This window comes from Psychrobacter sp. 1Y4 (genome assembly GCF_051847555.1).
This window is the reverse complement of sequence record NZ_JBPYDE010000003.1, coordinates 186126-199113: the sequence shown is the minus strand read 5'-3', so window position 1 is coordinate 199113 and position 12988 is coordinate 186126. Positions and strand designations below refer to the sequence as shown.

Below are 12988 nucleotides of genomic sequence, written 5' to 3'. Positions count from 1 at the left end.
GATTCATGGCAGAAGCACAGCTAAGTCTTAATCTGGACATTAAACACGATGCAAGCCTCAGTGACTTTTCAGGTCCAGGTTGGATGTCGATTATTGATGCAGTGCGGCAACTACATGTCGGCCTGATAGGTCAGCTGTACTTATTTGGTAGCCCCGCTACTGGCAAATCTCATTTATTATCGGCTATTTGTGAGTCATTTATTGAGATGGACAAGACTGCAATTTGTCTATCGCTCAATGAATTGATCCATACAGATGTCCATGTACTGTCATCTCTAGAAAATTTTGATCTTATTGCTATTGATGATTTGGAAGTATTAGAACATAGTAGTCAATGGCAAGAAGCCTTATTCCATTTGATAAACCGTAGCCGAGAAGGGCAGCGGCAGTTGCTATTTGCTGCCAATCGACCAGCCAGTGAGCTGCCGTTTCAGCTGACTGACTTACTGACACGTTTAGCACAAGCGCCTACTTTTAAAGTACCTAATGGTCATGAGCTAGCTGATCGTCAAGCATTATTACAATCTATATTACGCAGGCGAGGTTGGCAGTTCGATGGGCGTATTATTGATCATCTGCTTACCGATGGTCCTCATCGTATCGGTGCAATGATGGAAGTACTCAATTATATTCAGCCGATGTTCTCTAATCTTGGACGTAGCAATATATCAAAAGCAGTCATAAGCGATGCTTTGCGTACTATTGATGAGCAAACGCTTGCCGCTGAGCTTGCAGACATTGCTCAAGAAGTCCATGACGATAGTGAAGCGGCAAATAATGATAATCATACAATACCCTTAGATTTTTAGATATCAAAGCTCACTAAGGTAAGCTCATTAAAGATAGATAGCTTGATGCTGTAACTGTTAATTTTCTCACTAAATTTTTTATCGTGGATAGGATGTCTTATGAAAATCTCTGCTTCTTTGCTCAAAAAAATGACCACCAGTATGCTATTTGTAAGCGTAGGTGCGGTATCTATGCTCTCACATGCAGAGGTTACTTTAAACGTTGATGATCATATCAAAGTAACGGCTATCAACGGACAGGAAGTCAAACAAAGTGCATTTCAGCCTTTAACGAAGACGTTTACTTTGCAGCCGGGTCAACATGCTATTACTGCTAAATACGACCGTTTATATAAATTATCTCATGATGAGCATGATTATTTGCGTTCAGGCAACATCAGCGTAACAGCAGGGTTGGCTGACAACCAAACATACCGTTTGGCTATGCCCAATCAACCAGAAGACTATAAAGCCGCCAAAGAATATGCTGAGCGTCCAACACTGGCGATACTAAGCAATGACACAGTGATTGCTAGTCAACAAAGTCTTGGTGGGAATAACGGTGGTTTACTCTCAGGCATCGGTAAGGCTCTAGGCGGCGTATTCGGTGGTGGCAATGATGCTGAACTACAAAATCAGCGTGCCATTGCTGCAATAGAACAGCCAAGCACATCACAAATTGTGACCACACAGCCTAGAGTAAACACTGGCGCGATAAGCTCTACAACTACAGCACAGACTACAAATACGCTTGATAGCTTTATGCAGATCTGGCTTAATGCAACCCCTGCTGAGCGCGAAAAAATGCGTCAATGGATCCAAAAATAAAGTCTTAGTATTAAAAAGCTTCACTATTATAAAAATAAGTAATAAAAAAGCACCTAATGATAGGTGCTTTTTTGTGTCTTGATTTCTATATGTTTTAATCAGACTATTAACCTAAGAATGCATTGTACATCCATATCAGTTTTTCTTGCTCTTGTACGTATGCATCTATCAAATCAGCAGTACCTTGATCCTCACCTTCTGCCGCTAGTGAAGACACTTTGCGTTGTTCTGCGATTAATGCTTGCAACCCTGAAACCACGCCTTTAACGCAGCTTGTGCCATCTTTAACGTTTTTATCTTCACTGATGCTAGTATGCTGCGTAAAATCGCTATAAGCATGGAGTGGCGTACCACCCAAGGTCAAGATACGCTCAGCAATCTCGTCAATCTGTAATTGTAGCGACGTATATAATTCTTCAAATTGAGGATGCAATGTAAAAAAGTGCTCGCCTTTTACGTTCCAATGATAACCGCGTACGTTTAAATAAAATACATGATACGTTGATAGTAGATTGTTTAACTGTGCAATGACTGCGCTCATGTCTGCTTTTTCTAGACCGATCTGATTAGTAGCGTTATTAGAATTACTCATAGTATCGTCCTTATAGTGTGAGTGTGGTTATACGATAATAAATAAAGAAGAGCAGGTGTTCTACTAAATTTGGTTATAGATAAAATACTTCGTCGTTCATCTATATCCATCAATATATACTCTATCTCTTCCTTTGATGCTTATAATAATAGCAAACTATGATGCATTAGTTAATTTTAATAAATATAACTATATGATTTATTCTATAAAACCTTACTGTGAAGGTGGTTGTAAGCTTTCAGGGTTTAAGCCGCGTATCGGCACGACTTCTTGTAAGTGCTGGCGGACAGTATCGATAGGGAATTTCTGTGCTTGTAAACGTTTGGGTACAATTTGACTGCCTTGTTGCCCTTTCATTTCAAACATCATAAAGATATAGTCATCAGTCTCATCCCAGCTTTTTATGGCAGTCCATGGGATGACCGCTTGTTGGGTAGCGCCAGCTCGCATCTGCATACCGCGCATCTTATTACTGTTCATCAAGTCTGGCTGATTGGAGGGCATTGCCATGACTAAGCCGTGTTTTTGCACTCCAAGCTTCATTTGACGCATCTCATCTGGCATCTCTTGTTCAGCGACTTGTTTATCAAACTGTTTTTTAACATACCATTTAAAGCCTAAAGTACGAACCAATAGGTAAATGACGACCGAGACCAGCATGACCCAAAATATAATAGTGGAATAGCCTGTCACGAATATTAGCCCTGCAACCGCCAGTATGACGACCACCGCCATAATAATCCATTCTTTCATTTTGATGCTTTTTAGACCGAAAGAGGGGCTGGCACTGGCAAATAGCTCATACTGTGCTTGATGAAATTCAGCCTCAGTCAGGTTTAGGGGGACAGGTTGTAGCGTGTAGGGGTACAGGGCCATAAAGGTTTCTCAAATACTTATATTAAAAGTGTTGGGTTGAAATTGCCAAAACGAAGCAGCTACGCATATTTGGCTGAAAGTGGAATAAAGGTATGCGCTTATCTTACCGAAAAGTACTCTTAAATGGAACATATAAGGATATCTGTTCACTGATAGATGCCATATTAATGATATTAATGCACGTATTTATAGCTCAATTGATTAAATAGTGAGCTCTACGTGTCAAAAGGGTAGTATAAAACCACTGCATTTTAGCGTGCTGCAATTGGAATAATTCAAATAATGTGCTGCAGGTAATGTACTGCAAATAATAATTAATCATCTTGTTAAAAAATGGTCGAAACTCAGTTTAAACAGGGTCGAAACATGGTCAAAACTGCTAGGTCTTGGTATTATAGCGACTACTATTTATTCTCATAACTAAATCAGCTGTCATCAAATTTGATTCTCACTCTCAGCTGTTCGATTATTATATTAATAATATTATTTAAACCTTTTATTCACACTCAGCGTTACAGGCAACTATTATGATTGATCCGAAACTCTTACGCGGCGATTTGAGCGATTTACAACAGCAGCTGGCCACTCGTGGCTACGAGCTTGATATGGAGTTCTGGCAAACCATCGAAAATGAGCGTAAATCGCTACAAGTCAAAACCGAAGAGTTGCAATCGCGCCGTAACGCGGGTGCTAAGCAAGTAGGCGCGCTAAAGAAATCAGGCGAAGATGCCAGCGAGCTATTGGCTGAGATGCAAAGTGTCAGCGGTGAGATTAAGGCAGCAGAAGACGAGCTGCGCACTCTACAAGAACGTATCAATCAAGCTGCCCTGCAAATCCCAAATACCCCAGCAGCAGATGTGCCAGTGGGGACGTCAGAAGATGATAACGTCGAAGTACGCAAGTGGGGCACGCCACGCGAGTTTGATTTTGAGATTCAAGACCATACTCACATTGGTGAGACGCTCGGTATGCTTGATTTTGAAGCCGCAGCGAAGCTTACTGGTAGCCGCTTTAATGTATTAAAAGGTCAGTTGGCACAGCTTCACCGTGCCTTGATTCAATTTATGCTCAATACGCATACCATTAAGTACGGCTATACAGAAACGTATGTGCCTTATATTGTCAACTCTGAGAGCCTGACTGGCACCGGTCAGTTGCCAAAGTTTGAAGATGATTTGTTTAAATTGACCAATCATACCAATAATGATGAGATGGATTTTTATCTCATTCCAACGGCGGAAGTACCGATGACCAACTTGGTACGCGGCGAGCGTTTAGATATCAAAGAGCTACCGCTTAAGTTCACCGCGCATACGCCTTGTTTTCGTAGTGAAGCCGGCTCACACGGCCGCGATACTCGTGGTCTTATCCGTCAACATCAGTTTGAGAAAGTTGAGATGGTCAATATTGCCTCAGCTGAGCAGTCAGATGAGCTATTAGAGGCGATGACGGGACAAGCTGAGTATGTTTTGCAGCAGCTTAACTTACCATATCGCACGGTCAAATTGTGTACTGGCGATATGGGCTTTGCCGCGCAAAAGACTTATGACATCGAAGTATGGTTACCAAGTCAAGAGACCTATCGTGAAATCTCAAGTTGCTCTAACTGCGGTGATTTCCAAGCACGCCGTATGGGCACGCGGGTCAAAGACGGCAAGCAGACCAGTCTTGCGCATACGTTAAATGGCTCAGGTTTGGCAGTCGGCCGTACCTTACTTGCGGTGATGGAAAATCATCAAAATGCGGATGGTAGTATCACTATTCCAGAAGTATTGCGTCCGTTTATGGGCGGTGCTGAGACTATATCAGCTTAATAAATGTTTTACTGTAGTAATGGCAAGTTAGCATGATAACTTGTCATTTATTACTTTTAGCCGATTGTTAAAGGTTGTTTGACAAAACCAATATAAGCCATAAGTTAAATACGAACGTTTTTATGATGCCGTTTTTGGCTTGGCTCATGGCAAATATGTTAATATTGCACCTTAATTAAATACCTTATTAGCAAGAGCGTTTATCGCGCTTTTATTTCATTGTTCAATCGATTTTCCTCTTATCCTCCATACTTCTCATTCGAATATTAGGACACTCTATGCCCACCCCAATTAACGAACGTAAATTAGCCAATGCCATCCGTGTACTCTCATTTGATGCGGTTCAAAAAGCCAACTCTGGACACCCAGGCGCGCCGATGGGTATGGCTGATATTGCTGAAGTTCTGTGGCGCAAATTTTTAAAGCACAATCCTGCTGACCCGCAATGGCACAACCGCGATCGCTTTGTGTTATCGAACGGCCATGGCTCGATGCTTATTTACTCGTTACTACATTTATCAGGTTATGATGTTAGCGTTGACGACTTAAAAGGCTTTCGTCAGCTACATTCAAAAACCCCCGGCCATCCTGAGCTTGGCTATACACCAGGTGTAGAAACCACGACTGGTCCACTCGGTCAAGGTATTGCCAATGCGGTTGGTTTTGCTATCGCTGAAAAGACCTTAGCGGCACAGTTTAATCGTGACGGTCATAACATCGTCGACCACCATACCTATGCGTTCTTAGGTGATGGCTGCTTGATGGAAGGTATCAGTCATGAAGTTTGCTCATTAGCGGGTACGTTAGGGCTTGGCAAATTGGTATTTTTCTATGATGACAACGGTATCTCTATCGATGGTGATGTCGAAGGCTGGTTCACTGATGATACTGAGGCCCGTTTTGAGTCGTACGGCTGGCAAGTCATCAAAGTTGATGGCCATGATACTGATGCGATCACGCAAGCAACTGAACAAGCGATTGCAGAGAAAACTCGTCCAAGTTTAATCATTTGTAAAACGACTATCGGTGCTGGTAGCCCGAACAAACAAGGTCTAGCCGCTAGCCATGGTGCGCCACTTGGTGATGATGAAATTGCCTTGACTCGTGATGCGTTATCTTGGAAGCATGCACCGTTTGAATTAGATGATGAAATCTATGAAGCATGGGATGCCAAAGCCAAAGGCGATGTCCAACAAAAGAACTGGGATGCGGACTTTGAAGCGTATAAAAAGGCCTATCCAGAACTGGCAAGTGAGCTATTGCGCCGTTTAAATGGTGAATTGCCAGCGGATTTTGATAAGCAAGCGCAGGATTATATCCAACAAACTCAAGAGCAGGGCGGTGATGTTGCCAGCCGTAAAGCCAGTCAAAACGCGATTAATACCTTGCAGCCATTATTACCAGAATTGTTGGGCGGTTCAGCGGATCTAGCAGGCTCAAACCTCACACTATTTAAAGGCGCGAAAGGCATCGAAACCGATGCTGATGGCAACTATATCTACTATGGCGTGCGCGAGTTCGGTATGACCGCGATTGCCAATGGTATCGCGCTACATGGCGGCTTTATCCCTTACGTTGCAACCTTCCTCATGTTCATGGAATACGCACGTAATGCCGTCCGTATGGGCGCATTGATGAAGCAACGTATCATCCACGTCTACACGCATGACTCTATCGGTCTGGGTGAAGATGGCCCAACGCATCAGCCAGTTGAGCAATTGACTAGCCTACGTACTACGCCAAACCTACGTACATGGCGTCCGTGTGATGCGACTGAATCTGCTACGGCTTGGGTAGAAGCGATTAAGTCAGAAAATAATCCGTCAGCGCTCATCTTTAGCCGTCAGAGCCTGCCGCATCAAGCACGTGATGCTGAGCAAGTTGCCGATATCACTAAAGGTGGTTACGTACTAGCGAAAGAACAGGGCGAGTTAAAAGCAATCATTATCGCGACCGGTTCAGAAGTTGGCTTAGCTATGGAAGCGTATGCAACGTTGAGCGCAAATGGCGTTGGCGTCCGTGTGGTCTCTATGCCGTGTGCAGAAATCTTTATGGAGCAAGATGCTAGCTACCGTGACGCTGTATTACCTGCCAATATCCGTGCTCGCGTCGCTGTCGAAGCGGCCCATGTCGACTACTGGTATAAGTTCGTCGGCCTAGATGGCAAAGTCATTGGCATGACCACTTATGGTGAGTCAGCACCAGCTAGCGATCTATATAAAGAGTTTGGTATTACAACTGACGCTGTGGTTGAGGCGGTAGATAGTTTGGTTTAGAAAGATCGTAGGCTGCGGCTTTAGTCCAGCATTTAGCTATGATTTTTAGTTAAGTTAATAATGTTGCACGAAAGAGAGCTGCTGGAGAAATCTGGCGGCTCTTTTTTTGGTTGGTTTTTGGTTTTAAATCATTAAAAATGAATCGATGGGTAGGTTGGTGTCGAAGTACGAGACCCAACGACTTGTTAAGCGGAACGTTGGGTGTCGCAAGCTCCACCCAGCCTACAGACTAAGCAATAAAATAGTGAGGTACGGCTATTAGATAGAATAAGCCACAGTATTGTAAACGAACACGCATAAAAGCATGCGGAGCATCATAATACTCTAAATCACCGTTAAGTTTATGACCAATAATCCATAATACGCCAGCGGATAATATGAGTAGAAAAGCGTAGGTGAACCCAATATCAGCGTCCCAGCCAAAAAACGATAAATGTATCAAAAAAGAAAAGGCTCAAAAGACAAGAGTTAATAAGCCGTAACCACGCCATGAAAGTACTATGTTCTACCTTTACTATTAGCTAAAAGCGTTTAATAAAATCCATTGAATTAAAACTGTTAGTTCTATTATTAACTGATTCATAAAATGCAATTAATGTACCAATATTGACTTCTAAACTAGAAACAGCCGACAAGACGAAAGCTATGCTTAAATGAAGGTACGAATAAACCTTTAAAGAAAACTGAGCCATGATTCGCATATTTCCTCACTCTTAAACCATTCAGATATCGAGGCCAATTTTTTTCTGACCTGTAATACAACCAAACCCCAAACCAAAAAAAAGAGCCACCAGCATCACTGGTCGCTCTTTTTCGCATCTCTAAAAGTTGGATTTAAAACCTCAAAAAGCCCTAACCTTTAAACGTACTATATTCTTCATTTTGTCCGACGATCTCAATATAGTCAGGATTCAAATCAGATAATTTTGCAGCGCCTGATAATAGCATCGTGTTTTTTAAGTCCGCATTTAAGAAGTTAATAACGGATTCTACACCTTGTGCGCCGCCCAGACCTAGGCCATACAGCATAGGACGACCTACTGCTACCGCATCGGCACCCATCGCAATCGCACGGACGATATCGATACCACGGCGGATACCACCATCTAAGATCACGGGTACGCGGTTATTAACGACTTTGACGATAGGCGGCAACGCGGTCATGCTGGCAGGAACGCCATCGATTTGACGACCGCCGTGATTGGAGACCTGAATGGCATCAGCGTCCGCGCGGATAAATCTGTCAGCATCATCTGGACGTAATACTCCTTTCACAATGACCGGCAGTCCTGTGAGTCGTTTGATGAACTGAATGTCTTTAGGCGTGAGTGCTGTTTTTTGATCAAAGAAGTCACCAGAGCCGCCTTTTTTAGGATCATGGTTGCCAAAGTTACGGTCGGGGCGGAACGGGCTACCCATCGCTTTGAAGTCATCAGGCTGTCCTGGTCCTAGGGCATCAGCCGTTAGGATAATTGCCGAATAGCCTGCTTTTTTGGCACGTGTTAATAGTGAGCGTGTGACTTGTATATCGTTGTTCCAATAGAGCTGAAACCATTTTGGACCGCTGGTAGCTTGAGCGATTTCTTCTAGCGTCGCGTTTGAAGCACCTGATGAGCAATACAAAGCTTTAGCAAGACTGGCGCCGCGAGCCGTATCCTTCTCTCCTTGGTCATGCACCATAGCATGCGCGCCCATGGGGGCAACCATGATAGGAGATGGCATGTCTAAACCTAACAAGCGCGTTTTGATATCAATATCTTTACTAGATAAGCCAACTAGGCGTTTGGCTGCAATACGATAATCATTAAAGGCACGGCGGTTTTCGCGTAGTGTCCACTCATCACCTGCGCCGCCTGAGACAAATTCATAACCTGCTTTTGGAATCGCACCGCGTGCTTCGACTTCTAAGCGATCAAGACTGATGATGTTGATTTTCTTTTCTGCGGTACTGGCGAGATAGGGAGTTGATGGTCTGCTAGCGTCATTGGCTGCTGCAAATACTTGCGTGCTCATCAATGGCAAGGCGCTAAGACCGATGCCAGCTGCGCCTAATAACTTACGTCTTGAGATGGTTTTTTTGGTTAATTTGCTAGTGTCGTTCACTGATAGTTCCATTATTCATCCTCTTATTAGTCAGTTATGGGTATGAGTATTTATGAACACATTATTATAAAAAACATTGTTTATTGTTAAATTATTGTTAATTATTAACGTATAAAGTTAATTTAAAATTTAAATAGCCCTCTGTTTATTATATATTATTACGAGTTAGTAACGTCTTGTGACTTACCTTTTCTATTCTCTAACTTTTTTTAGGGTTAAGTCAATACCAATATTATTTCAATAACATGAGGGGCTTATAATGAATTTATTCAAAAAATCCATCTTGACGCTTGCCAGTCTTGCCTTATCTGTGGCGGCAACTGCTGCTTCTGATACGGGTATCAGTGTTGATAAATCAAAAGTTGCTAAGCGTGCTGTATTGCCAGATTTTACGGTAGGTATGTGCGATGATGCAGCGCCAACGTTAACGAAGCTTAAAGACAACTTATATCGTCATACCAATGGTTCAGGCTTGGCTGTACATAGTGGTATCGTGATGATTACCGATGAAGGCGCACTAGTCGTTGATGGCGGCGCAACTTGTGCTACAGAATGGCTCAGTAAAGAGATCAAAAGTCGTTTTGGTGTCTCTGTCAAATACAATGTCTTAACCCATGCTCATGCGGATCACATGGCAGGTAGCCAAGTATTTCAAAAGCAAGGCGCGACCATCGTTGCACACAGAAATGTGATTGAGCCTGTGATTGGGGAAAGAATGCCTTATGCCATCCCTGATAGAGTGTTCGACGAAGACATGACCATTACTCTCGGCGGTGAGACGGTTGAGCTACACCGCGTCGATCCTAGTCATTCAAACAGTATGACCATGGTGCTATTCCCGCGTCAAAAAGCGCTACAGTGCACCGACGTCTGCCAAAACAAAACCATGCCTTACAATGATTTCTTAGACTTCTATTATGATGGCTGGATCAACACTTTAGATTGGGTGATTGAGCAAGACGTTGATATTATCGATATCGGTCATTACACCCCAGCGACTAAAGCTGAGCAAGTCGCACTGCGCGATTACATGGTTGATTTGCATAAGCAAGTATTGACTCTTGAACGTGCTGGACAAAGCTGGGATCAGTTATATCGCAATGTTGAGTTTAGCCCAGAAGTACAAAGCTGGACCAACTTTAGTAACATGAAAACACTGAACACGCTTGGTATGCACCGCTGGGTGAAAAACCATCGCCGCGGCATGTGGTAATTAGCGATTGAATCAAACTGTCATTTTAGAAAGCTTTTTGATTAGTCGTCTTCATAAAAGAGTTGTTAGAGTATTCTGGCAACTCTTTTTTATGAGATAAAATGTGGAATATCGTTTTTTTAGTAATTCAAACCAAACGAGGACTCATGATGAAAACCATCCATCATCCAGCAAATACACGCGGCGGCTCGTATCATGGTTGGCTCAGGAGTAAGCACACTTTTAGCTTTGCCGACTACTATGACCGTGAGCGGGTAGGGTTCGGCGTTCTCAAGGTGATTAATGATGATCATATCGAGGGTGGTCATGGCTTAAGCTCACACTCACACCGTAATATGGAGATTGTCAGTATCTCGTTGTCAGGTACGCTCTTGCACAAAGACGATATAGGTAATGAAAGTGTCATCAATAGTGGTGAGATTCAGATAATGTCCGCAGGTACAGGGGTAGTGCACTCTGAGAGCAATGCCAGCTCAGAGATACCTGTTAAGTTTCTACAAATTTGGCTTGAGCCAAACAAAAAAGATGTGACACCGCGCTATCAGCAAGTCAGCTTGGTTGAGCTATTAAACCGTAATCAGTTTAATCAAGTGCTCTCACCAAGTATGCATGATGCTGGCGTATGGCTTTATCAAAACGCATGGTTTAGTGTCGGTGAGTTTGATGCAGGCGTGACTAAAACCTATACGTTAAATGATGCTAGCAACGGCGTTTACGTATTTGTCATTTCAGGCAGTGTGGTCATTGATGGCAATGTCTTACAGCAGCGCGATGGATTAGGTATTAGTGAGACTGATAAGTTTACGATGGACGTGATTAGCAAGGCGCAGGTATTGGTGATGGAAGTGCCGGTTGGATAGCTGTTTTCGGCTATAAAAGCCAGTAGGTTAAACTCAATGTACCGATAATGAGTGCTCTATATTTTCAAAATTATTAAATGGTGCTTTTATCTCAAGTTTTAAAAACAGGTATGTTTTTTGCTAACTTTCTATTAACTATGATAATTCAATAAATAATAGGTAGTTAAAAGTGTCCCTTATCTCTAGCTTTAAAGGTATCCTAGGTGAAACCATTATCAACGTCGCTATGTGGCTAAAGCTTGATAAAGAGATCTATCACCGTTTAAACAATATTACCTTGCCAAGAGACAATGGCGGCAGCACCCAGATTGACCATGTCATCGTCTCGATCTATGGCATCTTCGTCATCGAAACCAAAAATTATAAAGGCTGGATATATGGTAGCGAGAAGCAAAGACAGTGGACGCAAGCCTTCCCAAATGGAAGGAAATTCAAATTCCAAAACCCATTGCGCCAAAATTATCTGCACATCAAGACGCTTGCAGATTTATTAGGATTGGAATTGAACTACTTTCATTCGATGATTGCTTTCATCGGTGAGTGTGAGCTAAAAACCCGTGATGAGTTACCTGAGCACGTATTGACGAGCGGCATGGTGTCTTATGTGAAGAAAAAGCAAGATAAGATATTAAACGATGAAGAAGTCAAAGCTATCGTCGAGGAGATTGAAAATAATAGATTTAGCAAATCTTGGAAAACTAACAGTCAGCATAAAGCCTATTTAAAAGATAAACATAGCAACCCAAGTAAGTCGCCTAACAATAAATTTGTAGAGTCTAAGCCAAAAACGCCTGAAACGGCAGCCGTTGAGATAATAGAAATCTTAGATCAAACACCAGTTTGCCCAAAATGAAACAGTAAGATGACTCAGTGCACCGCTAAAAAAGGCGTGCGCGAAGGTAAAGTTTTTTATGGTTGTAGCCAGTTTCCTAAATGTCGCGGTGTGATAAACACCGATTAATCATTTGATGCTAATAGGGCTTAATACGGTTATTCTATAGTTAATCTGCTATAAAACGATACAACGAGACTGGTATAAATTTTTTGTAGCCTCTGCCAGCGTAGACAAAGTAAGTAAGAAAAATTTATACCAGTTGCGCATCACGTTACAACGTATTGGTTTTATTTAGTAACGACTATATTTAGTAACGACTACATGATGAATAACGATCAATATTATGTTTGGTCTACCAATTCAAGGGCGCTTTGCGATGTGTATTTGTTTTGTACTAACACGTTGATTAGACAATGATATTAACTTAACATCAAGTATTTAAACGATTTATACAATACAATTGAGGAGTTGCCTTATGTCAGACAAATCTGCTAAGAATAATACAAAAGATGATATCACACTCAGTAAAAAGGTTAAGAAGCAGCTGAGTAAGCTTGATAAGCTGCGTCAAAAAGAACAAGATAAAATAGACAAGGCGCGTCAAAAGGAGCTTGGTAAAGTAGATAAGAAACGTCAAAAAGAGCAAGGCAAAGTAGATAAGATGATTCAAGGCTTAATTGACGATATCAATCAAAAAGCTAGTAAAAAACAGGAAAAAATAGATACCAAAATTAAGAAAAAAAGAAATAAATTAGACACGGCTGGTATAGAACAAGACCAACCATGGCAGTACTAAGTAATAT

General features: G+C 42.2%; 11 protein-coding genes. 8 read left to right on the top strand and 3 right to left on the bottom strand.

All coding sequences use genetic code 11. The annotated features are described in order from the left end of the window. Positions 1–5 precede the first annotated feature (5 nt). Together hda and ACS8FC_RS03655 are read left to right on the top strand one after the other, a co-directional pair. Complete coding sequence (gene hda / locus ACS8FC_RS03660) at positions 6–809, top strand: DnaA regulatory inactivator Hda (RefSeq protein WP_299217015.1); 804 nt, start codon at positions 6–8, stop codon at positions 807–809. A 99-nt stretch (positions 810–908) separates the two neighbouring features. Next, a complete protein-coding gene (locus ACS8FC_RS03655) occupies positions 909–1616 on the top strand; it encodes a DUF2057 family protein (protein ID WP_439260435.1) in 708 nt (235 codons plus the stop codon). Between the two features lie 106 nt (positions 1617–1722). Here ACS8FC_RS03655 and ACS8FC_RS03650 read toward each other — a convergent pair whose 3' ends face one another. Then, positions 1723–2208 (bottom strand): Dps family protein, encoded by a 486-nt coding sequence (locus ACS8FC_RS03650; protein ID WP_439260436.1) that lies wholly within the window; start codon positions 2206–2208, stop codon positions 1723–1725. Positions 2209–2421: 213 nt separating this feature from the next. Then, complete coding sequence (locus ACS8FC_RS03645; RefSeq protein WP_439260437.1) at positions 2422–3084, bottom strand: YcxB family protein; 663 nt, start codon at positions 3082–3084, stop codon at positions 2422–2424. A 527-nt stretch (positions 3085–3611) separates the two neighbouring features. On the opposite strand from ACS8FC_RS03645, the gene serS reads away from it, so the two are divergent. Continuing rightward, positions 3612–4898, top strand: coding sequence for a serine--tRNA ligase (gene serS / locus ACS8FC_RS03640; protein ID WP_439295898.1), 1287 nt, complete (start codon positions 3612–3614; stop codon positions 4896–4898). Between the two features lie 278 nt (positions 4899–5176). Continuing rightward, on the top strand, positions 5177–7174 hold the full coding sequence (gene tkt, locus ACS8FC_RS03635) for a transketolase (RefSeq protein ID WP_439295897.1): 1998 nt from the start codon (positions 5177–5179) through the stop codon (positions 7172–7174). An 852-nt stretch (positions 7175–8026) separates the two neighbouring features. Here the strand turns inward: tkt and ACS8FC_RS03630 are convergent. Beyond that, entirely contained in the window at positions 8027–9289 is a 1263-nt protein-coding gene (locus tag ACS8FC_RS03630) for an alpha-hydroxy-acid oxidizing protein (protein WP_439295896.1), read from the bottom strand. A 247-nt stretch (positions 9290–9536) separates the two neighbouring features. Between ACS8FC_RS03630 and ACS8FC_RS03625 the strand changes: the two genes are divergently transcribed. From ACS8FC_RS03625 to ACS8FC_RS03610, 4 genes are all read left to right on the top strand, one after another. Continuing rightward, positions 9537–10490 carry an MBL fold metallo-hydrolase gene (locus ACS8FC_RS03625; protein WP_439295895.1) on the top strand — a complete coding sequence of 318 codons (954 nt, stop codon included), beginning with the start codon at positions 9537–9539 and terminating at the stop codon, positions 10488–10490. A gap of 149 nt (positions 10491–10639) precedes the next feature. Continuing rightward, positions 10640–11350: a pirin family protein gene (locus ACS8FC_RS03620; RefSeq protein WP_439260821.1), complete on the top strand. Its 711-nt coding sequence runs from the start codon at positions 10640–10642 to the stop codon at positions 11348–11350. A gap of 169 nt (positions 11351–11519) precedes the next feature. Beyond that, positions 11520–12203: a nuclease-related domain-containing protein gene (locus ACS8FC_RS03615; protein ID WP_439260451.1), complete on the top strand. Its 684-nt coding sequence runs from the start codon at positions 11520–11522 to the stop codon at positions 12201–12203. A 457-nt stretch (positions 12204–12660) separates the two neighbouring features. Beyond that, the gene (locus ACS8FC_RS03610; RefSeq protein WP_439260453.1) at positions 12661–12981 is read left to right on the top strand and encodes a hypothetical protein; all 321 of its coding nucleotides are present in this window, start codon (positions 12661–12663) and stop codon (positions 12979–12981) included. The last annotated feature ends 7 nt before the right edge of the window (positions 12982–12988 follow it).

What these genes read in the sequence shown, in the direction of transcription:
- hda (WP_299217015.1), top strand. Translation starts at nt 6, where the DNA reads ATGGCAGAAGCACAGCTAAGTCTTAATCTGGACATTAAACACGATGCA.
- ACS8FC_RS03655 (WP_439260435.1), top strand. Translation starts at nt 909, where the DNA reads ATGAAAATCTCTGCTTCTTTGCTCAAAAAAATGACCACCAGTATGCTA.
- ACS8FC_RS03650 (WP_439260436.1), bottom strand. Translation starts at nt 2,208, where the DNA reads ATGAGTAATTCTAATAACGCTACTAATCAGATCGGTCTAGAAAAAGCA.
- ACS8FC_RS03645 (WP_439260437.1), bottom strand. Translation starts at nt 3,084, where the DNA reads ATGGCCCTGTACCCCTACACGCTACAACCTGTCCCCCTAAACCTGACT.
- serS (WP_439295898.1), top strand. Translation starts at nt 3,612, where the DNA reads ATGATTGATCCGAAACTCTTACGCGGCGATTTGAGCGATTTACAACAG.
- tkt (WP_439295897.1), top strand. Translation starts at nt 5,177, where the DNA reads ATGCCCACCCCAATTAACGAACGTAAATTAGCCAATGCCATCCGTGTA.
- ACS8FC_RS03630 (WP_439295896.1), bottom strand. Translation starts at nt 9,289, where the DNA reads ATGGAACTATCAGTGAACGACACTAGCAAATTAACCAAAAAAACCATC.
- ACS8FC_RS03625 (WP_439295895.1), top strand. Translation starts at nt 9,537, where the DNA reads ATGAATTTATTCAAAAAATCCATCTTGACGCTTGCCAGTCTTGCCTTA.
- ACS8FC_RS03620 (WP_439260821.1), top strand. Translation starts at nt 10,640, where the DNA reads ATGAAAACCATCCATCATCCAGCAAATACACGCGGCGGCTCGTATCAT.
- ACS8FC_RS03610 (WP_439260453.1), top strand. Translation starts at nt 12,661, where the DNA reads ATGTCAGACAAATCTGCTAAGAATAATACAAAAGATGATATCACACTC.